20 protein-coding genes and 1 pseudogene are annotated in these 20,899 nt (G+C 60.8%); 5 read left to right on the top strand and 16 right to left on the bottom strand.

Translation table 11 applies throughout. The features are described from left to right. The first annotated feature begins 38 nt into the window (after positions 1-38). The 3 genes from NAV32_RS13440 to NAV32_RS13430 are packed head-to-tail and all read left to right on the top strand — an operon-like array spanning position 39 to position 2,261. Positions 39-785 (top strand): ABC transporter ATP-binding protein, encoded by a 747-nt coding sequence (locus NAV32_RS13440; RefSeq protein ID WP_256053300.1) that lies wholly within the window; start codon positions 39-41, stop codon positions 783-785. After that, a complete protein-coding gene (locus tag NAV32_RS13435; protein WP_256053299.1) occupies positions 782-1,555 on the top strand; it encodes an ABC transporter permease in 774 nt (257 codons plus the stop codon). Before NAV32_RS13440 ends, NAV32_RS13435 begins: the two co-directional genes overlap by 4 nt. Before the next feature lie 10 nt (positions 1,556-1,565). Continuing rightward, a complete protein-coding gene (locus tag NAV32_RS13430; RefSeq protein WP_256053298.1) occupies positions 1,566-2,261 on the top strand; it encodes an amino acid ABC transporter substrate-binding protein in 696 nt (231 codons plus the stop codon). A 42-nt stretch (positions 2,262-2,303) separates the two neighbouring features. Here the strand turns inward: NAV32_RS13430 and NAV32_RS13425 are convergent, their stop codons facing one another. From NAV32_RS13425 to NAV32_RS13410, 4 genes are all read right to left on the bottom strand, one after another. Further along, on the bottom strand, positions 2,304-2,822 hold the full coding sequence (locus tag NAV32_RS13425; protein WP_256053297.1) for an acyloxyacyl hydrolase: 519 nt from the start codon (positions 2,820-2,822) through the stop codon (positions 2,304-2,306). A gap of 69 nt (positions 2,823-2,891) precedes the next feature. Then, complete coding sequence (adeC, locus tag NAV32_RS13420) at positions 2,892-4,322, bottom strand: AdeC/AdeK/OprM family multidrug efflux complex outer membrane factor (RefSeq protein WP_256053296.1); 1,431 nt, start codon at positions 4,320-4,322, stop codon at positions 2,892-2,894. Continuing rightward, positions 4,319-7,450: an efflux RND transporter permease subunit gene (locus NAV32_RS13415; RefSeq protein ID WP_256053295.1), complete on the bottom strand. Its 3,132-nt coding sequence runs from the start codon at positions 7,448-7,450 to the stop codon at positions 4,319-4,321. Before NAV32_RS13415 ends, adeC begins: the two co-directional genes overlap by 4 nt. Before the next feature lie 14 nt (positions 7,451-7,464). Beyond that, positions 7,465-8,607: an efflux RND transporter periplasmic adaptor subunit gene (locus NAV32_RS13410; RefSeq protein WP_256053332.1), complete on the bottom strand. Its 1,143-nt coding sequence runs from the start codon at positions 8,605-8,607 to the stop codon at positions 7,465-7,467. A 226-nt stretch (positions 8,608-8,833) separates the two neighbouring features. On the opposite strand from NAV32_RS13410, the gene NAV32_RS13405 reads away from it, so the two are divergent. Then, a complete protein-coding gene (locus NAV32_RS13405) occupies positions 8,834-9,616 on the top strand; it encodes an IclR family transcriptional regulator (protein ID WP_256053294.1) in 783 nt (260 codons plus the stop codon). On the opposite strand, the gene NAV32_RS13400 is transcribed toward NAV32_RS13405, so the two are convergent. The 4 genes from NAV32_RS13400 to hemN all read right to left on the bottom strand — a co-directional run bounded on the left by NAV32_RS13400 (position 9,613) and on the right by hemN (position 13,075). Then, on the bottom strand, positions 9,613-10,224 hold the full coding sequence (locus NAV32_RS13400; protein ID WP_256053293.1) for an SCO family protein: 612 nt from the start codon (positions 10,222-10,224) through the stop codon (positions 9,613-9,615). The two genes, NAV32_RS13405 and NAV32_RS13400, sit on opposite strands and share 4 nt — an antisense overlap. Before the next feature lie 68 nt (positions 10,225-10,292). Continuing rightward, on the bottom strand, positions 10,293-10,841 hold the full coding sequence (locus NAV32_RS13395) for an adenine phosphoribosyltransferase (RefSeq protein ID WP_103454514.1): 549 nt from the start codon (positions 10,839-10,841) through the stop codon (positions 10,293-10,295). An 11-nt stretch (positions 10,842-10,852) separates the two neighbouring features. Then, positions 10,853-11,587: a fumarate/nitrate reduction transcriptional regulator Fnr gene (gene fnr, locus NAV32_RS13390; RefSeq protein ID WP_103454515.1), complete on the bottom strand. Its 735-nt coding sequence runs from the start codon at positions 11,585-11,587 to the stop codon at positions 10,853-10,855. Between the two features lie 102 nt (positions 11,588-11,689). Beyond that, on the bottom strand, positions 11,690-13,075 hold the full coding sequence (hemN, locus tag NAV32_RS13385; protein ID WP_256053292.1) for an oxygen-independent coproporphyrinogen III oxidase: 1,386 nt from the start codon (positions 13,073-13,075) through the stop codon (positions 11,690-11,692). 203 nt (positions 13,076-13,278) lie between these two features. Between hemN and nadE the strand changes: the two genes are divergently transcribed. Further along, on the top strand, positions 13,279-14,115 hold the full coding sequence (nadE, locus tag NAV32_RS13380) for an ammonia-dependent NAD(+) synthetase (RefSeq protein ID WP_103454517.1): 837 nt from the start codon (positions 13,279-13,281) through the stop codon (positions 14,113-14,115). Between the two features lie 66 nt (positions 14,116-14,181). Here the strand turns inward: nadE and NAV32_RS13375 are convergent, their stop codons facing one another. The 8 genes and pseudogenes from NAV32_RS13375 to NAV32_RS13340 all read right to left on the bottom strand — a co-directional run. Continuing rightward, positions 14,182-14,865, bottom strand: coding sequence for a sulfite exporter TauE/SafE family protein (locus NAV32_RS13375; RefSeq protein ID WP_103454518.1), 684 nt, complete (start codon positions 14,863-14,865; stop codon positions 14,182-14,184). Then, the gene (ccoS, locus tag NAV32_RS13370; protein WP_103454519.1) at positions 14,858-15,064 is read right to left on the bottom strand and encodes a cbb3-type cytochrome oxidase assembly protein CcoS; all 207 of its coding nucleotides are present in this window, start codon (positions 15,062-15,064) and stop codon (positions 14,858-14,860) included. Before ccoS ends, NAV32_RS13375 begins: the two co-directional genes overlap by 8 nt. A gap of 57 nt (positions 15,065-15,121) precedes the next feature. Next, on the bottom strand, positions 15,122-17,560 hold the full coding sequence (locus tag NAV32_RS13365) for a heavy metal translocating P-type ATPase (protein WP_256053291.1): 2,439 nt from the start codon (positions 17,558-17,560) through the stop codon (positions 15,122-15,124). 8 nt (positions 17,561-17,568) lie between these two features. Further along, complete coding sequence (locus tag NAV32_RS13360) at positions 17,569-18,072, bottom strand: FixH family protein (protein ID WP_256053290.1); 504 nt, start codon at positions 18,070-18,072, stop codon at positions 17,569-17,571. A gap of 11 nt (positions 18,073-18,083) precedes the next feature. Then, the gene (ccoG, locus tag NAV32_RS13355) at positions 18,084-19,496 is read right to left on the bottom strand and encodes a cytochrome c oxidase accessory protein CcoG (protein ID WP_256053289.1); all 1,413 of its coding nucleotides are present in this window, start codon (positions 19,494-19,496) and stop codon (positions 18,084-18,086) included. Positions 19,497-19,631: 135 nt separating this feature from the next. Next, the gene (ccoP, locus tag NAV32_RS13350; RefSeq protein WP_256053288.1) at positions 19,632-20,549 is read right to left on the bottom strand and encodes a cytochrome-c oxidase, cbb3-type subunit III; all 918 of its coding nucleotides are present in this window, start codon (positions 20,547-20,549) and stop codon (positions 19,632-19,634) included. Beyond that, positions 20,550-20,732: a cbb3-type cytochrome oxidase subunit 3 gene (locus NAV32_RS13345; RefSeq protein WP_103454524.1), complete on the bottom strand. Its 183-nt coding sequence runs from the start codon at positions 20,730-20,732 to the stop codon at positions 20,550-20,552. 6 nt (positions 20,733-20,738) lie between these two features. Continuing rightward, positions 20,739-20,899 (bottom strand): annotated as a pseudogene (locus NAV32_RS13340) (cytochrome-c oxidase, cbb3-type subunit II); the annotation flags it as partial.

The raw sequence follows: 20,899 nt of genomic DNA, 5'->3' as shown, positions 1-20,899 counted from the left end.
CTGCCGGCTGATGCCGGCGAAGTACTTTCAGGTTTTTCATGCAGCTCAGATTTGAAGAAGTAGACAAGCAGTTCGGGCAACTTGAGGTCATCAAGGGCTTCAACGGCGAGTTCGCACAAGGCGAGCTGGTGGCGTTGGTGGGTCCCTCTGGGTGCGGCAAGTCGACCCTGCTGCATTTGGTGGCCGGACTCGAAAACCCCACGGCTGGCCGTGTGCTGGCCGATGGCGAGAAGATTCCCGGCCCGAGTCCCCGGCGCACGCTGGTGTTCCAGGAGCATGCGCTCTACCCGTGGCTGAGCCTGCAAGGCAACGTCGCCATGGCGCTGGAACTGCAGGGTGTGGCCAAGGCCAGCGCTTTCGAGCAGGCCGCGGTATGGCTGGCGCGGGTGAGTCTGGATGGTTTCGAACATTACTATCCGCACCAGGTTTCGGGCGGCATGCGTCAGCGCACGGCGCTGGCACGAGCCTTTATCGCCAAACCCGAGGTGCTGTTGCTCGATGAGCCCTTCGGTGCGCTGGATGCGCTGACTCGCATGGCGCTGCAGGATGTATTGCTGGAATTGATCAAGGAGCATCAGCCTACCGTTCTGCTGGTCACTCACGATGTTGATGAGGCGCTCTATCTGGCGGACCACGTGCTGGTATTCAGCGCGCGTCCGGCCAAGGTGTTGAAGACATTCAATTTCACCCATTGCGAAAAGAGCCACGATCTCACTGCGTTTGCCGCTGAGCGAACCGAGATTCTTAGGTTGCTGGGCATCAAGACGGAGGTCGGACAGCCATGAGTCAGCCACGTCGCCTAACCGGCCCGAAGAAGTACCTCGCCGTGGCATTGGCGATCCTGTTCATCCTGTTGATCTGGCAAGCCGCGGCCTGGAGCCTGCCATCGTTCCTGATGCCGGGGATTCCCACGGTGCTTGAGCGGCTATTCAGCACAGTGCAGGAACCGGAATTTCGCGAAGGCCTGTACGGCAGCATGAGCCGCCTTGGCAGTGGCTACAGTTTTGCATTGCTGTTCGGCATTGGCTTCGGTCTGGTCGGGGGTGTGCTGTTTTTCTTCCGCGAGATCCTGCGCTCGGCCATCGTCATCCTACAGTCGATTCCGTCGATTGCCTGGGTGCCACTGTTCCTGATCGTCATGGGCTTCGGCAACCTGCCGATCATCGTGGTGGTGGCGCTCGCCGCGTTCTTCCCTATGGCGCTGTCAGTGATGAACGCCACCGAAAGCGTGCAGCCGGTGCATGTCGCGGCAGCACGGGTGATGGGTGCTTCGCGCTGGCAACTGCTGCGTCGGGTCTACCTGCCAGCGGTGATGCCGGAGTTGATCACGGGCGCCCAGCTGGCGTTCGGCAACGCCTGGCGTGCGCTGATTTCGGCAGAGATGCTGATCGGCTTTGGCCAGGGACTGGGACGTTCGCTGGCGTACTCGGGCGAAATCGCCGACATGAGCGGCGTGATGATGAATATCCTGGTGATCGCCATCCTCGCCACCTTGATCGATCAGGTGGTACTGGAAAAATTCAAGCAACGGATGCTGCGTTACCAATACGTCTGAGGTTGCTGCCGTGCGCGTACTACTGCTTCTGGTCCTGTTGCCGGCCCTGCTGGGGCCGGGCCTGACAGCTGCTCAGCCGTTGTACGCGGCAGTGCCCGAGTACCGCGTGCTGTCGAGCACTGAAACAGACAGCTTCGAGCCGGCCTTGCTGGAAGCTCTGGGCGGGGCGCTGGGGCAGACGATCGCCGTCACGGCGCAGCCCGGCAGCGCCGATCTGCAATTGGGGCCGGCAGGCACCGGCCCACGCTACTATCAGGCGCTACCTGCCGCACTGACGGCCAGCGAAGGGGGTGTCGCCGACTGGCAGCAACTACGCAACCAGCCGGTCTGCCTGAGTGCGGCCAGTCCCTATGCGCAGCTTGTCGTGCAGCGCTTCGGTGCACAGCCGCGTGACTACCCCAGCACGGCCCATGCCCTGATCGGGCTCAAGCTGGGCGAGTGCCGCGCAGTTGTTGACGATCAGCGCCTGCTCACCGAGCTATCAGTGCTGCCCGAATGGCGTCGTTACAACAGCCTGCTGCCGGGGCTGCCCGAGGGTGAGCAGACGTTGCGTATCACTGCACCGGATGCGCAGTTGCAGCTCCGTATCGACGGGCTGCTGGCGCAGTGGCAGGAAAAGGGGAGGCTGGAGGACTTGATCCAGTGCTGGATCGATGAGGTGGCTTTTCAGGCCTATGTGCTGGCCGATACCCTGGATTGCCACTGAAGCTGTTGGCGAGCATTGCGCATCGCCAACAACTGCCATCTTTTAGAACTGGCGACTGTAGAACAGTGAGTAGGACTCGATGCCGTCATTGGGCTGCTTGATGCCGGCGTTGGAGTAATGCATGGCGCGGATGCCGACTTTCTGCTCGTGCGGCAGCTTCAGGCCGGCGCCGATGCGGTTTTCGAAGTTGAACGAGGAACCCAACTGCTGCTCGCCGACATCGGTCTTGGAGAAGAAGGCAACACCGACACCGCCTTCAACGAAGGGTGTGTATTTGAAGCCGTTGAACTCATAGACGAAAACCGGAGCGAAGGACAGCGAGTGTGCACCGGCATAATCGTCACCGCCTTCCCAATAGGTGTAGGCAGCATCCCAGTAGCCGGTCAGATGCCCGGTGTCGCTGTTTAGCCAGGTCTTGTCCCAGTCGAACGCCAAGCCGGCGCGGTAGCTCATGTCACCCTGGCCGGTCACGCCCAGTGCGCCGGAAAACTCGGCGGCGCTTGCTGTAGCTGTGCCGGTCAGAAGGGCAAGTGCCAACGGCAGTGCGAAGCGATTGTTCATGCTTTTCTCCTTTTTCAACGCAATCAGAACAAGTGTTGCAGGACCGGCCGTAAAAGCCGGTCCGCCGATTTATTGCGGGGTTTCGTTGCCGAGCGCGATGCTCTCCGTCCAGCCACCGCCGAGCGCCTTGAATAGCTGCACCTCACTGTTGAGTTGCAGCAGTTGATCGCTGAGCAACTGCTGCTGTGCAGAGAACAGCTCGCGTTGCGCATCGAGTACGGCGAGGTAGTTGTCCACGCCTTCGTGATAGCGCTGCTGTGCCAGCTCCAGATATTCCTGGGTGGTCCTGGTCAGATCGGTCTGGGCTTGTAGCTGCTCTTCGAACGTGCCGCGAGCGGCCAGGCCATCGGCGACTTCGCGAAATGCGCTCTGGATGGTCTGTTCGTACTCGGCGATGTTGATGTCCTTCTGCACCTCGGCGTAGTTGAGGTTGGCTTTGAGCCGGCCGGCAGTGAAGATCGGAATGTTGATTTGCGGCATGAAGCTCCAGGTGCCCGAGCCACCTTCGAATAATCCATCCAGTTCACCGCTCAGGGTGCCGGCGGCAGCCGTAAGGCGGATGCTCGGGAAGAACGCTGCACGCGCTGCACCGATGTTCGCATTGGCTGCCTGCAGGCGATATTCGGCCGCGCGGATGTCGGGTCGGCGCAGTAGCAGGTCGGCTGGCATGCCTACCGGTAGTTCGGCGAAGACATTGGTGAAGCCAAAGCCCCCCGATAGATTGGCTGGCAAATCGGTGCCAAGCAGCAGGCGCAGCAGGTTGGCATCCTGCGCGACCTGGCGCGAATAGCGGGCGAACTGCACGCGTGCCTGCTCCACCAGACTGCGCGCCTGGCGCACATCCAGCGCCGACGCCGTGCCCACGTCGTGAGCAGCCTGCACCAGGCTCAGGCTCTTGCCGTAGCTATAGAGCGTGCCGCGGGTCAGTTCCAGCAGGCCCTGGTCGGTGCGCCAGGTCAGGTAGGCCATGGCAACCTCGCTGACCAGTCCGATCTGCACGCTGCGTTGCGCCTCTTCGGTGGCCAGATAACGAGCCAGTGCGCTTTCTTCAAGGCTGCGCAGGCGACCGAAGAAGTCCAGCTCGTAGGCACTGACGCCGAGCGTCACGCCGTACTGGCTGGCGATATCCGCCTCGCCGGTGTTTGACAGATTGGCCGGCAGACGCTGACGCTGGCCGCTGCCGTCGACCCCGATGCTGGGGAACAGATCGGAACGGCTGATGCGATACTGCGCGCGGTAGGCCTCGACGTTGAGCGCTGCCTGGCGCAAGTCGCGGTTGTTTTCCAGCGAGAGATCGATCAGGCGCTGCAGGGTCGGATCAACGAAGAACTGCCGCCAGCCCAGCTCGGTGGCGGTAGTGCTCGCCGACACGCCCTGATCATAGGCTGCACCTTCTGGCCACTGCGCCTGCACGGGCATGTCAGGGCTCTGGTAATTGGGGATCAGGCTGCAGCCGGACAGCGCCAGCGTCATCGCGACGGTCAGATACTTGAGTTTCATGCGCTTTCTCCTTCGTCGGCTTTCTTGCGGCCTTCAAACAGCTTGACCACCACCACGTAGAACAGCGGCACGAAGAATACGGCAAGCACGGTGGCGGTAATCATTCCGCCGACCACGCCGGTGGCTACCGAATGCTGACTGCCGGCGCCGGCGCCACTGGCCAGAGCCATCGGCAGTACGCCGCAGGTGAACGCGAGGGATGTCATGACGATGGGGCGCAGACGCAGCCTGGCGGCATGGATCGCGGCATCGACCAGGGGCATGCCCTCTTTCTCGTACAGATCCTTGGCGAATTCGACGATAAGGATGGCGTTCTTCGCCGACAGGCCGACCGTGGTCATCAGACCAATCTGGAAGTACACATCGGCATTCAGTTCACGCATCAGCGTGGCAAGTACCGCGCCGAGAATGCCCAGCGGCACCACCAGCATCACCGAGGCCGGCACCGACCAGCTCTCATAAAGAGCGGCCAGGCAGAGGAACACGATCAACACGGTCAGCGCGTAGAGCATGGGCGCCTGGTCGCCGGTCTGGATTTCTTCATAGGACAGGCCGGTGTAGCTCAGCCCGATACCCGGCGGTAGTTGCTGCATGATCCCGGCAATGGCGACCATGGCGTCGCCGGTGCTGTAGCCGGGTGCCGGCTCACCGAGGATTTCCATGGAGGAGATACCGCCGTAGCGCTCCAGCTTGGGTGAACCGAACACCCACTCGCCAGTGGCAAAGGCGGAGAACGGCACCATCTCGCCAAGGGCGTTGCGCACGTACCATTTGTCGAAGTCTTCCGGTGAGATGCGCGAGTCGTCCTGGCCCTGGATGTACACACGCTTGACACGGCCCTGGTCGATGAAGTCGTTGACGTACATCGAGCCCCAGGCGGCGCTCATGGTCTGGTTGATCGAAGCAATGCTGACTTGCAGCGCGCGAGCCTTCTCATCGTCGATGATCACTTGGTACTGGGGTTCGTCATCCTTGCCGTTGGGGCGTACCGCATGCAGTTTCGGGTGCTCGTTGGCCAGTTGCAGGAACTGGTTGCGCGCCTCCATCAGTGCTTCATGACCCAGCCCCGCATTGTCCTGCAGGAAGAGGTTGAAGCCCATGGCGTTACCCATTTCCAGAATGGCCGGGGGCACGAACGCCATCACCGAGGCATCTTTGATCGTTGCGAAGTGGGCGTTGGCGCGCTCGGCAATACTGAACACGTCCTGGTCGTCCTCGGAGCGCTGCTCCCAGCCCTTGAGCATGACCAGGCCAAGGCCGGAGTTCTGTCCGCGACCGGCAAAGTTGAAGCCGTTGACTGTCAGTACGTGCTCGATCAGTTCGCCTTCCTGGCTCTTCAGGTAGTTCTGCACCTGGGTGAGAACCGCTTCGGTGCGCTCGGATGAGGAGTTCACAGGCATCCGTACTTCCACCATCATCAGCCCCTGGTCCTCATTAGGCAGGAAGGCCTTGGGGATCTGGGTGAACAGGTAGCCGGTACCCGCGGTGATCAGCACGAACGCCAGCAGATAGCGCCCGCGGTGCTTGAGCATGCCGCCAACGCCGCGCTCGAAGCGGTTGGTGCCGCGGTCGAAGGTGCGGTTGAACCAGCCGAAGAAGCCTTTTTTCTCCTGGTGGGCGTCGCCCTTGGGCTTCTTCAGGATGGTGGCGCATAGCGCCGGAGTGAAGATCATCGCCACCAGTACCGAGAGGCTCATACAGAGCACGATGGTTACCGCGAACTGCTTGTAGATGATGCCGGCCGAACCACCGAAGAAGGCCATGGGCACGAACACCGCCGACAGCACCAGGCCGATGCCCACCAGCGCTCCCTGGATCTGGCCCATGGATTTGCGCGTGGCTTCCAGAGGTGTCAGCCCCTCCTCGTGCATCAGGCGCTCGACGTTCTCCACCACCACGATGGCGTCGTCCACCAGCAGGCCGATGGCCAGAACCATCGCGTACATGGTTAGTACGTTGATGCTGAGGCCGAAGTAGGGCAGCAGTGCAAAGGCGCCAAGAAGTACGACCGGCACCGCCAGGGTTGGAATCAAGGTGGCACGGAAGTTCTGCAGGAACAGGTACATCACCAGAAACACCAGCACCACGGCCTCGATGATGGTGTGAATGACCGAGCTGATGGAGGCTTCCACCACCGGCGTGGTGTCGTAGGGGTAGAGCACCTCGACGCCTTCAGGCAGGTAGGCTTTCTGCTTTTCCATCTCGGCCTTCACTGCCTTCACGGTTTCCAGTAGGTTGCCGCCAGATGCGAGGCGCAGCGCCAGGCCTGCTGATGGCTGACCGTTGCGCTTACTGAAGATGGAGAAGTTGTCTGCGCCCAGCTCAACCTTGGCAATGTCCTTGACGCGCACCTGCGAGCCATCGGCGTTGACCTTGACCAGAATCTCTTCGAATTCAGCCGGCGTGGTCATGCGGGTCTTGCCCAATACGGTGGCGTTGAGCTGCACGCCGGCGCGGGTCGGCAAGCCGCCGAGCTGGCCGGAGGAGACCTGCACGTTCTGTTCGCGGATGGCGTTGGCGACGTCGCCGGGCATCAGCTGGTAGCTGTTGAGCTTGGCCGGATCGAGCCAGATACGCATGGCATAAGGCGAGCCGAACAGCAGGTAGTCACCGACACCGTCGATGCGCGAAATCGGGTCCTGCAACTGCGAGGCGATCAGGTTGCCAAGGTCGAAGTTGGTCAGCTTGCCGGTGTTGTCCGCCAGCCCGATGATCAGGAAGAAGTTCTTCTGGTATTTCACCACGCGCAGGCCCTGGCGTTGTACCTCTTCAGGCAAACGCGGCGTGGCCAGCTGCAGCTTGTTCTGCACCTGCACCTGGGCGATATCGGGGTCGGTTCCCTGCTCGAAGGTCACGATGATGGTCATGCTGCCATCGGAGCTGCTTTCGGCGGACATATAACGGAAGCCGTCAAGACCGCTGAGTTGCTGCTCGATGACCTGCACTACGGTGTCCTGCACGGTCTGTGCGGAGGCGCCGGGGTAGGACACGGCAATGGCAACAGCCGGCGCGGCGATGTTGGGGTACTGGCTGATGGGCATTTTTACCAGCGACAACGCGCCGGCGAGCATGGCGACAATCGCCAGCACCCAGGCGAAGATCGGCCGGTCGATAAAGAAACGAGACATTAACCTTCAGCTCCTCAATTGGCCGCGGCGGTGGTTGTCGCCGGGGCGAACTCGGAGACCAATCTGACGTTCGTGGCTTCCACGGGCTTGACCTTGATGCCACTGCGGGCACGCTGAGTGCCTTCAGTGATCACACGCTCACCGTCGGTGATGCCTTTGCCTATAAGCCAGGCGTTGCCGACAGTGCGCAGAGTCTCTACTTCGCGCTGTTCCACGCTGTTATCCGGCTTGACCACCCAAACGCTGGGAACGCCGCGCGCATCACGGCTGACAGCCTGCTGCGGCACGAGGATGGCGTCCTGCTGGGTGCCTTCCTTGAGCAGCGCATGCACGAACATGCCAGGCAGCAGCTTGCGATCAGGGTTGGGGAATTCGGCGCGTAGTGTTACCGAGCCTGTGGTCGGATCCACGCTGACCTCGGAGAACTGCAACGTGCCGGGCAGTGGATAGGCGCTGCCGTCATCAAGCGTCAGGCTGACTTGCGCCTTGTCCTTGCCGGCGTTCTGCAGACGGCCGGATTCCAGCGCGCGCCGCAGACCTAGCAGCTTGGTGATCGGCTGGTTGACATCCACGTAGATCGGGTCGAGCTGGGTCACTGTGGCCAGGGGCTGGGCCTGCCCATTGGTCACCAGCGCGCCTTCGGTAACGGCCGAACGACCGATACGTCCCGAAATCGGAGCCAGCACCTCGGTGTATTGCACATCGATGCGGGCCACCTGTACCTCGGCCTGGGCTTGCTTCCAGGCGGCAAGAGCATCGTCGTACTGCTGGCGGCTGACCGCGTTGGTCTTGAGCAGGCGCTCGTAGCGTTTGGCGAGATTTTCGGCGGTGACCAGATTGGCTTCGGCACGTGCCAACACAGCTTCATAGGTGCGCGCGTCGATCTGATAGAGCTGCTGGCCTTTCTTGACTTCTGTGCCTTCAGTGAACAGGCGCTGCTGAAGGATGCCGGATACCTGCGGGCGCACTTCTGCGACCCGGTAGGCACTGGTGCGACCAGGAAGGTCGGTAGTCAACGTCAATGGCTGCGCTTGTATCTGATAAACCCCAACTTCCGGTGTTGGTGGCGCTTCTTCTTTCTGGACCTCTGAGCAGCCGATCAATAGTAGCAGCGCGGTTAGGGGGGCGAGCTGTCTGGCAGGCAATGCTTTGTTCAGGTGATTCAATTGTTGGCTCCTTGGAACGCACTAAAACTCTGTATCGTATGTCGGTAGAGTGTACCATCAGGCAATTCAGGCGGATCAAGGATAAATAATTGTAAAAATGTTTTCACAGCGGGCTGGGTGCTCTTCTTCTCGAGACGCGATCTTTCTGGCAGCGGCAGCAGCGCTGCAGGACAATGCAGCCCTTGATCATTGATCAGAGATGCTGACGGAGAAAAAAATGATTCAGACCGACTTGGTCGGCGACACCGGCAAGCATGTCGGCATACAGGTGATCGCCCGTGCGGCGGCTGTCATGCGTGCGTTAGGCAGCAATCCTCAGGGCCTGAGCCTTGCGGCTATTGCGCAGATCGTCGATCTGCCACGCTCGACGGTGCAGCGCATTATTAATGCGCTGGAGGCGGAATATTTGGTCGAAACCCTTGGGCCGAGCGGCGGATTTAGGCTTGGCCCGGCGCTGGGGCAGTTGATCAGCCAGACTCAGACCGACATCATTTCGCTGCTCAGACCACATATGCTGGAACTGTCCGAACAGCTTCAGGAGTCGGTCTGTCTGAGTGCGCTGGTGGGCGACAAGGTTTATGTGGTCGACCGTATTGTCGCGGAACGTGAGTTGCGGGTGGTGTTTCCTATCGGCATCAAGGCCCCGGCCTATGCCACCGCTGGTGGCAAGACTCATCTATCCACGCTGTCTGAAGAGGCCCTCAGGCAACTGCTGCCTGATCCGCTGCCGGTTCTGACGCCCGCAACGCTGGATCTTGCCGGGCTGCATGAACAGCTAGCGGGCATCCGTGCCGGCGCCGTGGCTGAGGATCATGATGAAATGATCGAGGGCCTGAGTTCCTTTGCGGTTCTGCTGGATACCTATCTGGGGCGCTACAGCATTGCCGTGGTTATCCCTTCATCCCGAGTGGCATCGCACAAGGCGGCGCTCAATCAGGCCCTTATTACCTGCAAGCAGAATGTCGAGCGAGCGATAGGCCGAGCTGCGCGAGAGTCCTAGTCAGAGCTTGTCACCACGCGTTTCAGGGCATCCGGTAACGCGTCCAGCTTGAACGGCGCGCGGATGTGCCCACGCAGGGAGCCGTCCGGTGCGATCAGTGCCAGGTTTGCGCTGTGGGCCACGCTGTAGTCGCCGTCGGTTGCGACAGCCGGGATGAAGGGTAGGCCAAGTGCCTTGGAAAGTCGTTGAAGCTGTTCCATTTCACCGGTCAGCCCGATGAAGCCGGCCCGGTAGTAGCTCAGGTAGGTTTTCAAGTGCTCGGGCGTGTCGCGTGCCGGATCGGCAGTGACCAGTACCAGTTGCAGTCGTTCGCGTACCTCGCCCGGCAATTGCCCCAAGACCCGGCGCATGTCGCTGAGCGTGGTGGGGCAGATATCCGGACAGGCGGTGAAGCCGAAGAAGAGGATATGCCAGCGGTCACGCAGTGACTGAGTGTTGAAGGGCTGGCCGTCCTGGTCGATCAGCTCGATGTTGGGCAGGGCGCGCTCGCGCGGTAGCAGCAAGAGGTTCGCGTCGTCCATTAGGGCGTTGCGATCCAGCGCGAGGGCGGGAAGGGTAAAAAAGAGTATGCCCATCAGCAGGCAGCGCAGTTGCAGGGAATCGAGCATGACAATCTCGTTTTGCAGAAGGCTTGGCCAGGCGTGAAGCCCGCCGCAAGGGCGAGCTGTCGTGGTTTTTAGCGCTCGTTCAGCTCGAATGCAGTCAGGGTAAAGGTGGGAATGTCCATGTCCTGCAGCTTGCGCGAGCCGCCCAGTTCGGGAAGATCGATGATCGCAGCGGCTTCGTAAATGTGGGCGCCCATGCGACGAACCAGTTGGGCTGCCGCGATGAAGGTTCCACCCGTGGCAATCAGGTCATCGAGCAGCAGTACCGAATCACCTTCGCAGAGGCTGTCGGCATGGACTTCGAGAAAGGCTTCGCCGTATTCGCTCTGGTAGGACTCGACCAGCACATCGGCAGGCAGTTTGCCCTTCTTGCGGAACAGAATCAGTGGTTTGTTCAGTTCATAGGCGATGATCGAGCCAATGATGAAACCGCGAGCATCCAGCGCGCCGATATGGCTGAATTCGGTTTCCACGTAGCGCTGAATCAGGCTGTCGGCAACCATGCGCAGGGCCTTGGGCGATTGCAACAGCGGGGTAATGTCTCGAAACACCACGCCGGGGCTGGGGAAATCCGGCACGGGGCGAATCAGTTTCTTGATGCTGAATTCATCGAAGATCATCAGGGGCTCCTTCAGGCGTCCATGTTTCCACCGGCCAGGGCGCACAGTCGGATGGAGTCGAGAATGCGCACTTCCTTGCCTTCAGCTTCCAGCAGACCACTGGCCTGACAGCGGGTAAAAACCCGGGAAACCGTTTCGACTGCCAGCCCCAGATAACTGCCGATTTCGTTGCGTGACATGGGCAGGCGGAACTGATTGGCGGAGAAGCCGCGCGCGCTGAAGCGGGCTGACAGGTTGATCAGGAAGGTAGCGATGCGTTCATCGGCGGTTTTCTTCGAGAGCAACAGCATCATTTGCTGATCATCGCGAATTTCGCGACTCATGATGCGCATCAGCTGACGTCGTAGCTGCGGTAGCAGAACGCTGAGTTCATCGAGGCGCTCGAAGGGGATTTCGCAAACAGAGGTGGTTTCCAGCGCCTGTGCTGAAACCGGGTAGGTTTCGGTATCCATGCCGGAAAGGCCGACCATCTCGCTGGGCAGGTGAAAACCGGTGATCTGTTCTTCTCCGGTATCGGTCACGCTGAACGTGCGCAGGGCGCCGGAGCGTATGGCGAATACGGAGCTGAATGTATCGCCTTGACGAAACAGCATTTCGCCCTTTTTCAAAGGACGGCCACGCTTGACGATGTCGTCGAGCGCGTCCATATCCTGCATATTAAGCGAAAGCGGAAGGCACAGGCCGGACAGGCTGCAATCCTTGCAATGAGCTTGCCGCTGCGTGCGGGTCTTGATCGACTCGGGCATGGGTGATCCTGAAAACCTTACGAGATGTCGCAAGATTAACTCAGGCAGCGGACTTAGGCCAATTGGTGCAAGCGTCGCAGGGTGTCGAACGGGTGGTCAGGTTCAGAAAACCTGGGAAACGCGCTGGGGCCGGTGCTCGGGCAGCAGGTAATGATCGAACTGCATGCACAGCGCACGAACCAGCAAGAGGCCCGCAGGCAATACGGCAATGCCGTCGTCACTCAGCTGGATGATGTCATCGCTGGCCATCTGCTCAAGTGCTGGCCAGGCTGACTGGAAGTATTCCTTGAAATCGATGCCGAAGCTTCGTTCGATCTCCTTGAAGTGCAGCTCGAATTCACAGATGAGGTTCTGGATCACCTGCCGCCGGATCCGGTCGTCTTCGTTGCAGCGCAGGCCTCGGGCAGTGGCGAGTTGCTTCTGATCCAGCGACTTCTGGTAGAGGTTGATGTCGCTGTGGTTCTGGCAATACAGATCGCCTATCTGGCTGATAGATGACATGCCAAGCCCGATGAGATCGCAATGTCCATGAGTGGTGTAGCCCTGAAAATTCCGGGTAAGGGTGCCGTCTTCCTGGGCCATTGCCAGCTCATCATCGGGCAGGGCGAAATGATCCATGCCGATATAGCGGTAACCGGATTGCGTCAGCCCTTCCACGCCGTTCTGCAGCATCGCCAGCTTGTCGGCTTCGCAAGGAAGGTCCGCTGCGTTGATTCGGCGCTGTCCCTGGAAGCGTTCGGGACTATGGGTATAGCTGAATAGCGATACGCGATCCGGCTGCATGGCGACAACGTTCTTCACGGTTTGCGCAAAACGCTCGGGTGTCTGCAGCGGCAGGCCATAGAGAAGATCGATGTTAATCGAGTGATATTGCAGGGTTCGCGCCGCCTCGATGATGGTCTCGGTCTGCTCCAGTGTCTGCATGCGATTGATCGCGCGTTGAACCTCGGGATTCAGGGCCTGCACGCCGATACTGATGCGGTTGAAGCCCAGCTCGCGAAGCAGGCCCATGGTTGACCAGTCGGCTTCGCGCGGATCGATTTCGATGCTGAAATCGCCGTGGTCGTCGTCCTGCAGATTGAAGTGCTTGCGCAGATGCGCCATCAGGTGGCGCAGTTCGTCATGGCTGAGAAAGGTGGGCGTGCCACCGCCAAAGTGCAGCTGCTCGACGACCTGGTCAGGCCCGATATGGCAGGCGATCATTTCGATCTCCTTTTCCAGGCGTTCCAGATAAGGCAGCGTGCAACCGCGATCCTTGGTAATGACCCTGTTGCGCACACAGTAGTGACAGGCGTTTGCACAAAACGGCAGGTGAACGTACAGCGAAAGCGGGCGATTGGCCTGCCGGCTGCTACGCAATGCATGCAGGAGATCGAAGGAGCCGACCTTGTCATTGAACTGGAGGGCAGTCGGATACGAGGTATAGCGCGGGCCGGTCTGATCGTAACGACGGATCAGGTCGGTATTCCAGCGAATGACGTCGAGCATCGTGCGTTCTCGGATTGACTGCAGTGGGCGGGATTCTAGGGGGGGCACACAGGTACAGACTTGACCTGCATCAAGCCAGCCCGGAGGCCGCCTGGTGCCTTGAGACGAGCGGTATGATGGGTGGAGATTTATTGGCGTGTCTGTGGTCGGATTGTCAAACTGTGGTCAGTCACTGAATTGTTCGTTTTATAAGGAGTAAGCCAATGCAAGGTCGCCAGCAGCAGATCGCTGTCGCACTCAATGTGTGCCCGCCTTTTGAGGGGCCCGAGGCCGTTCAGGCTGAAATCGACCGGCGGGTGGCTTTTATCCAGGGCTGCTTGCGTGAATCCGGATTGAAGACCCTGGTGCTGGGTATCAGTGGCGGGGTCGATTCGACCACGGCAGGGATGCTTGCTCAGCGCGCGGTCGAGGGGATGCGTGCCGCGGGCGAAGGCGACGATTATCGATTCATCGCGGTGCGTCTGCCTTACCAGGTGCAGCACGATGAAGATGAAGCGCAGCTGGCAGTGGATACCATCAGCCCGGATGAGTGCCATACGGTCAATATCGGCGCGGCGGTCCTGGGGCTTTCCCGGGCGACCGAGGCGCTGGAGCCGCTGGCGGACAGCTCGCGTGACTTCGTGCTGGGTAATACCAAGGCGCGGATGCGCATGGTGGCGCAGTACACCATCGCCAATGCGCGTCAGGGCCTGGTTATTGGCACCGACCATGCTGCCGAGGCGGTGATGGGCTTTTTCACCAAGTTCGGTGACGGCGCCTGCGACCTGACGCCGTTGGCAGGGTTGGTCAAGGGCCAGGTCCGTGAGATCGCCGCGGCACTGGGGGCTCCGCAGCAACTGGTACACAAGGTGCCTACTGCTGATCTGGAAGAACTCGAGCCGGGCAAGCCGGATGAGGTTGCCCATGGTGTGACCTATCAGGATATCGACGCCTTCCTGCAAGGTTTCGAGGTGTCGGACGAGGTCGCACGGATCATCATCGATACCTACGACAAGTCACAGCACAAGCGGGAATTGCCTAAAGAACCGCCAAGGCGGTAAAGCAGATGTTGGGTCGCGCTTCATCCACCCGACTAGCGAGCCTGGATACCGCAACCCCTCTGGCTTTCAATGCCCCATCAGCCACTGCTGGTGGGGGCCGGGTAGAGTCCAGAGGCCGAAGAGAATGACCATGATGCCGCCGGCCATGCGTACACCGCGCTTGCGCAGTAGTGCGGTCATGCGCTCGGCGGCCAGGCCGGTGGCTAGCAGGACCGGCCAGGTACCGATACCGAAGGCCAGCATCAGCAGGGCGCTGTCGAGAGCGTCGCCCTGGCTCGCCGACCAGAGCAGGGTGCTGTAGACCAGCCCGCAGGGTAACCAGCCCCAGAGCGTGCCAAGGAACAGCGCTTGCGGCATGTTGCGCACTGGCATGAGGCGGCTGGCGACGGGTTGGATATGTCGCCACAGGCCGCGCCCCATGGTTTCGATGCGTGTCAGTCCGCTCCACCAGCCTGCCAGGTACAGCCCCATGGCGATCAGCAGCAGTGCCGCCACGACCCGCAGCGCCATCGCCGCCGGGCTTTTGGCAACGGCCCAGCCGGCGAGACCGACAAGCAGACCTGCGGCTGCATAGCTCAGTACCCGGCCAAGGTTGTAGGCCACCAGCAGACGCAGGCGCTTGCCGCGTTGCTCGGCTGGAATGGCCATGGTCAGGGCGCCCATCAAACCGCCACACATGCCCAGGCAATGTCCCCCGCCGAGCAGGCCGAGGACAAAGGCGGACAGCAGCAGGGGCACTAGCTCAGTCACGCTTGGGATTCTCCTCGTCGTTCTGCGCCGCCTGCTCGATGCCGGCCTGATGCTTCGGGTCTTCGTCGTCGAACAGAATACTGTGTGCCGGTCCGTCCAGGTCGTCGTACTGCCCCGTGTCAACGGCCCAGAAGAATACCCAGATGGCCAGCGCGACCAGAACAATCGCGACGGGTATCAGAATGTAGAGTGCGGCCATGGGGCCTCCGGAAAATGCCGTGATGCAGGTGAAGGGGGTGGGCGGGTGTCGCTCATCCTACTTCAGGCTGCTGGTGTTCGGCGCGTCAGGCGTTTTTGGCAGTCGGGTCAGCCTCAGCGCGTTGAGCACCACGAGCAGAGAACTGGCCGACATGCCCAGCGCAGCCCACAGTGGCGTCACCCAGCCAACGGCGGCGAACGGCAGGATCAAACCGTTGTAAAGGGTTGCCCAGCTCAGGTTTTCGACAATGATGCGCCGGCTGCGGTGCGCCAGGCTGAAGGCCTGCACCAGGCTGTCGAGGCGATTGGAAAGCAAGACTGCATCAGCACTGGTCTTGGCCAGGTCGGTGGCTGAGCCCATCGCCACGCTGATATCGGCGGCGGCGAGAACCGGCACATCGTTGACCCCGTCACCGAGCATCAATACGCGGTGCCCTTCAGCCTGCAAGCGCTGTAGATGGGCGAGCTTGTCGGCGGGAGTCAGTCCGCTGCGGGCCTCGCCAATGCCCAGTTGGCGCGCGATGTCAGCGACCATGGGCGAGCTATCGCCGGACAGCAGCAGTGTGCGCCAGCCACGTTGATGACAGGCTTCCACCAGGGCTGGGGCGTCGGCGCGCAGGCGGTCATCGAGTACCAGCCAGGCCAGTGGCCCCCGAGTATCACCCAGCAGCAGCCACTGTCCCTGATCGCCGGGGATTTCGGGCGCAGGAGCACCATAGCCGGCAGCGACAAAGCCCGGCTGGCCGATGCGCAGCTTTCGTCCGCCCACCGAGCCCTGCAAGCCGAGACCGGGCACACTGTCCACCGCATCCGCTGCCTGTGGGGCGCGGCCAAAGGCCTTGGAAATCGGATGCTCCGAGCGGTTTTCCAGTGCTGCGGCCAGGGCCAGGCAGGTATCGGCATCCAGATCGGCCAGGGGGCGAATGTCACTCAGGGTCAGGCGGCCTTCGGTGAGAGTGCCGGTCTTGTCGAAGATCACCGTATCGATGTGGTTGAGGCCTTCCAGCACGTGGCCGCGGGTGAGCAGCAGGCCAAGCTTGTGCAGCGTGCCGGTAGCGGCGGTCAGGGCAGTCGGCGTGGCGAGCGAAAGGGCGCAGGGGCAGGTGGCGACCAACAGGGCTAACACTACCCAGAAAGCCCGCTGAGGATCGATCTGCCACCAGATGATGCCGACGACGGCTGCAGTCAGCAGCACCACCAGCAGGAACCATTGCGCGACACGGTCAGCCAGTTCGGCAAGACGCGGCTTGTCCGACTGGGCGCGTTCCAGCAGGCGGACGATGGCCGACAGGCGCGTATCGTCACCGAGCGCCTGCACCTGGATCGTCAGCGGGCCTTCAACGTTCAGGGTGCCGGCGGTGACCGAGTCGCCAACGCCCCGCGGTTGCGGCAGGTACTCGCCGGTCAGGACCGATTCGTCAACACTCGATTGACCACTGAGGATGCGGCCATCAGCCGGGACGAGAGCGCCCGGCTGCACCAATATGCGATCACCCACACACAGCTCGCTAAGCAGGATACGAGCGGTTTGCTCCTCTTCGTCCAGTCTCAGGCAGGACGCTGGCAGCAGGTTGACCAGTTGCGCAGTGGCCGCCGCTGTACGCTCCCGTGCGCGGCGCTCCAGATAGCGGCCGGTGAGCAGGAACAGCGCGAACATGCCTACTGCGTCGAAATACAGTTCGCCCTGGCCGGTCACGGTGGACCAGATGCCGGCAAAATAGGCGCCGCCGATGGCGAGTGAGACCGAGACGTCCATGGTCAGGTGGCGTGTGCGCAGATCGCGCAGGGCGCCCTTGAAGAAGTCGGTACAGCAATAGAAGACGATGGGCGTGGTAAGCAGCAGCGCGGTCCAGCGCAAGGTGACGAAGAAACTTTCTGAAAGATCCAGGTTGAACTCGGGCCAGGTGGCCATGGTCGCCATCATCACCTGCATCCAGAGCAGTCCTGTCACGCCAATCTGGCGCAGGCTGCGGCGGTTTTCGCTGGCCAGTCGCTCCGAGACCTGGTCGGCCTGATAGGGATGCGCGGCATAGCCAATGCGGCGAAGCTCGGCGAGTAACTCGCTGAGCGGCAAGCGGCTGTCGCTCCAGCGCACCTGCAGACGGTGATTGGACAGATTCAGGCTGGCCTCGGCGATGCCGTCGAGGCCGAGCAGATGCCGCTCGATCAGCCAGCCGCAGGCGGCACAACTGATGCCTTCGATCATCAGCGCGGTACTGGCGAGATCACCCTCATGCTGTACGAAGGGTTGCTGGACGTCCTTGCGGTCGTACAGCGCCAACTCATCGGAGAGTGCCTGGGGAAGTGCGCCGGGATTGGTCGAGGCGTCGCTGCGGTGCAGGTAGTAGCTTTCCAGACCGGCGCTGACGATGGCCTCGGCGACTGCCTGACATCCGGGACAGCACATCGCCCGCGTCTCGCTGAGAACGCGGGCGTGGAAGGTGCTGCCGGAAGGAACCGGCAGGCCACAGTGATAGCAGGGAAGAGGACTTGCCATCGAATCGGTCAGTGGTTCAGTTCGTAGGTCTGACCGCTGCTGATTTCCATTTCCTCGAACAGGCGCCAGTCCTGCTCGCCTTCACGACCGATCAGCTCGATGAAACGCCGGCCCGTGACGGAATCCTGCATCTGTCCCTGATACAGGCCTTCGCCCTGGGGTTGCAGAATGATGCGGCGGTCACGCTCGGGCTGTGTCGGCGAGATCAGGTTGAGCACCAGCTGCTGCGGACGGCTGTTGCCACTGAGCTGCAGTTCGGCCAGTCCGCGCTCATCGTTGAGCTTCAGTTGCGCCTGTACCTGCAGACTTTCGGCGAGCTTCTCGCGCTCCAGCGACTGGTTGATGCCCTTGCCGGCATCGTAGTAGTTGTCCGATACCAAGGTGTCGGCGGTGCGGATGGAAACGACCAGCAGCGAGGTGCCGAGGATCACTGAAAACGCCAGGATGCCGATGACGAACCAGGCCCAGAACTGGGTGTACCAACGGGTTTTTTCTTTATCGGAGGTGCTCATGTACTACCTGTTCAGCGGATGCTGGGGCCGATGAAGCGGCTTTCTGCATCGTCTTTGATTGAGGAATCGTTGGTCGACCTGACATGGAACATAATGTCGTTGGTGCTTGAGGGCAGTTTTTCCGGGGAGACGGACAGCTCTACCGGAATGGTGACGAGCTCACCGGCTGCCGCGTGGATCTCGTTGCGTCCTTCATAGCGCAGACCGTCGATACCGCTGGCCTCGATGATGAAGGTCTGATCACTCTGGGCCTTGTTCATCACTTTCAGGGTATAGACGTTCTCAACCATGCCCTGCTCGTTCTCGCGATAAAGCACCCGGTCCTTGAGCACGTCGAGCTTGACCAGTGAGCGGTCGGCCACGGCATAGGCGAATATCCCCATCATGGCCACCAGTGCAACGGCGTAGCCAAGCAGGCGAGGGCGCGCGAGATGGGTCTTTTGCCCGGACAGATTGTGTTCGGTGGTATAGCTGATCAGCCCGCGAGGGTAGTTCATCTTGTCCATGATGGTGTCGCAGGCATCGATACAGGCGGCGCAGCCGATGCACTCGATCTGCAGGCCGTCGCGGATATCGATGCCGGTCGGGCAGACCTGTACGCACATGGTGCAGTCGATGCAGTCGCCCAGGCCCATGGCCTTGTAGTCCGCATCCTTTTTGCGTGGGCCGCGCTTCTCGCCACGGCGCGGGTCATAGGAAACGATCAGGGTGTCTTTGTCGAACATCACGCTCTGGAAGCGCGCGTAGGGGCACATGTAGATGCACACCTGTTCACGCAGGTAGCCGGCGTTGCCATAGGTGGCCAGCGTGAAGAAGCCTACCCAGAACAGCGCCCAACCTCCGACTTGCAGAGTGAACAGGTCAGGTACCAGTTCGCGGATCGGAGTGAAATAGCCGACGAAGGTGATGCCGATGGCCAGGGATACGCCTAGCCAGATTGTGTGCTTGGCCAGTTTGCGACCGAACTTGTTGGCGCTCATGGGCGCCTTGTCCAGCTTCATGCGCTGGTTGCGATCACCTTCGGTGACCTTTTCCGCCCACATGAAAACCCAGGTGAAAACGCTCTGCGGGCAGGTGTAGCCGCACCAGACACGCCCGGCGAAGACGGTAATGAAGAACAGGCCGAAGGCACAGATGATCAGCAGCGCCGACAGCAGGATGAAGTCCTGCGGCCAGAAGGTGGCGCCGAAGATGTAGAACTTGCGCTCGGGCAGGTCCCACCAGACCGCCTGACGACCATTCCAGTTCAGCCAGGCAGTACCAAAATAGAGGATGAACAGCAGGCCGCCGCCTACAAGACGCAGGTTGCGGAAAAGACCGGTGAACGAGCGGGTATAGATTTTTTCACGAGCAGCGTAGAGGTCTGTTGAAGCCTGGACCTTGTTCGGGGGGGTTACATCATGAACGGGGATTTGCTCAGTCATCGAATGCGTACCACGGCGGAGGGTGAGTGTCCCGGTCGGTACATGCCGACCGGGATCATTTGCTACCTGCTGCGAATGTTACGCCCCGATAGCCGGAGTCAGGTGCGGCGGGAGGTCGCGCCCAGGCTCGCTGGATCAGTTCTCCGGTTGTTGCGAGAGGCTGTACACATAAGCTGCCAGCAGGTGCACCTTGTCATTGCCAAGAATTTCTTCCTGGGCAGGCATGCGACCGTTACGGCCGTAGCGCAGGGTCTGCTGTATCTGGCCGAAACTTGAACCGTAAAGCCAGACGTTGTCCGTAAGATCCGGTGCGCCCATTGCCTGGGTGCCTTTGCCTTCAGGACCATGACAGGCTACACAGGTGCTGGCGAAGATCTTTTGACCCTGCTCAATGTCGATGTTGATACCCTCCGGCGTATCGCGTCCGGACAGGCTGAGCACGTAGCCGGTGACATTGCGAATGCCGTCTTCGCCAATCACGTTCAGCCAGCCTGGCATTGCAGCCTGTCGACCGGCCAGAATGCTGGTCTTGATGGTTTCAGGTTCGCCGCCCCACAGCCATTCGTTGTCGGTGAGGTTGGGGAAGCCGTAGGCGCCCTTGGCATCCGAACCGTGGCAGACCGAACAGTTGGACGCAAACAGACGACCGCCCATTTTCAGGGCCTGCGGATCCTTGGCGACTTCTTCGACCGGCATGGAGGCGAACTTGGCATAGAGCGGGCCGTACTGTTCGTTGGCGCGGTCCATCTCGCGTTGCCATTCCTTGACCTGGGTCCAGCCACCTTCGTAGCCGGGCAGGATGCCTTTCCAATTGCCCAGTCCCGGATAGAGGACCAGATAACCGAGGGCGAATATCACGGTGCCGACGAACAGCATGAACCACCAGCGCGGCAGCGGATTGTCGTATTCCTCGATGCCATCATAGGAATGGCCGACGGTTTCTTCGGTGCTTTCGTGGCGTTGTCCCTTGCGAGTCGCCAACAGCAGCCAGACCAGGGCTGCGATGGTCCCCAGACTCAGCAGGGTGATGTACCAACTCCAAAACGAGGTCATTTATTTCTTACTCCTGGACGCTTCTTCATCACGCTTCTTGGCGTCGGGCTCGTCTGCGAAGGGCAGGTTGGCGGCTTCATCGAAGCTGTTCTTGCGTTTGCTGCTATAGGCCCAGAGCACGACGCCAATGAAGGCGACGACGACTAAAATAGTGCCCAGACCGCGAAGAGTCCCGATATCCATGGTGCGTTACCGTTTGTTGGTGAGTGCAGTGCCAAGGACCTGCAGGTAGGCCACCATGGCATCCATTTCGGTCTTGCCCCTTACCGCGTCTTTCGCACCGGCGATGTCTTCATCGGTGTAAGGCACGCCCAGGGTGCGCAAGGCGTTCATCTTTTTGGCAGTGTCGC

It is taken from the genome of Stutzerimonas stutzeri, assembly GCF_024448695.1.
In the GTDB taxonomy this organism is placed as follows: domain Bacteria; phylum Pseudomonadota; class Gammaproteobacteria; order Pseudomonadales; family Pseudomonadaceae; genus Stutzerimonas; species Stutzerimonas stutzeri_T.
Note: the sequence above shows the minus strand (reverse complement) of the source record. Positions and strands in the feature narration are given on the sequence as shown.

Excerpts from the sequence above, each read along its gene's own strand:
- NAV32_RS13440 (WP_256053300.1), top strand. The coding sequence starts at position 39 with ATGCAGCTCAGATTTGAAGAAGTAGACAAGCAGTTCGGGCAACTTGAG.
- NAV32_RS13435 (WP_256053299.1), top strand. The coding sequence starts at position 782 with ATGAGTCAGCCACGTCGCCTAACCGGCCCGAAGAAGTACCTCGCCGTG.
- NAV32_RS13425 (WP_256053297.1), bottom strand. The coding sequence starts at position 2,822 with ATGAACAATCGCTTCGCACTGCCGTTGGCACTTGCCCTTCTGACCGGC.
- adeC (WP_256053296.1), bottom strand. The coding sequence starts at position 4,322 with ATGAAACTCAAGTATCTGACCGTCGCGATGACGCTGGCGCTGTCCGGC.
- NAV32_RS13415 (WP_256053295.1), bottom strand. The coding sequence starts at position 7,450 with ATGTCTCGTTTCTTTATCGACCGGCCGATCTTCGCCTGGGTGCTGGCG.
- NAV32_RS13405 (WP_256053294.1), top strand. The coding sequence starts at position 8,834 with ATGATTCAGACCGACTTGGTCGGCGACACCGGCAAGCATGTCGGCATA.
- NAV32_RS13400 (WP_256053293.1), bottom strand. The coding sequence starts at position 10,224 with ATGCTCGATTCCCTGCAACTGCGCTGCCTGCTGATGGGCATACTCTTT.
- NAV32_RS13395 (WP_103454514.1), bottom strand. The coding sequence starts at position 10,841 with ATGATCTTCGATGAATTCAGCATCAAGAAACTGATTCGCCCCGTGCCG.
- fnr (WP_103454515.1), bottom strand. The coding sequence starts at position 11,587 with ATGCCCGAGTCGATCAAGACCCGCACGCAGCGGCAAGCTCATTGCAAG.
- hemN (WP_256053292.1), bottom strand. The coding sequence starts at position 13,075 with ATGCTCGACGTCATTCGCTGGAATACCGACCTGATCCGTCGTTACGAT.
- nadE (WP_103454517.1), top strand. The coding sequence starts at position 13,279 with ATGCAAGGTCGCCAGCAGCAGATCGCTGTCGCACTCAATGTGTGCCCG.
- ccoS (WP_103454519.1), bottom strand. The coding sequence starts at position 15,064 with ATGGCCGCACTCTACATTCTGATACCCGTCGCGATTGTTCTGGTCGCG.
- NAV32_RS13365 (WP_256053291.1), bottom strand. The coding sequence starts at position 17,560 with ATGGCAAGTCCTCTTCCCTGCTATCACTGTGGCCTGCCGGTTCCTTCC.
- NAV32_RS13360 (WP_256053290.1), bottom strand. The coding sequence starts at position 18,072 with ATGAGCACCTCCGATAAAGAAAAAACCCGTTGGTACACCCAGTTCTGG.
- ccoG (WP_256053289.1), bottom strand. The coding sequence starts at position 19,496 with ATGACTGAGCAAATCCCCGTTCATGATGTAACCCCCCCGAACAAGGTC.
- ccoP (WP_256053288.1), bottom strand. The coding sequence starts at position 20,549 with ATGACCTCGTTTTGGAGTTGGTACATCACCCTGCTGAGTCTGGGGACC.
- NAV32_RS13345 (WP_103454524.1), bottom strand. The coding sequence starts at position 20,732 with ATGGATATCGGGACTCTTCGCGGTCTGGGCACTATTTTAGTCGTCGTC.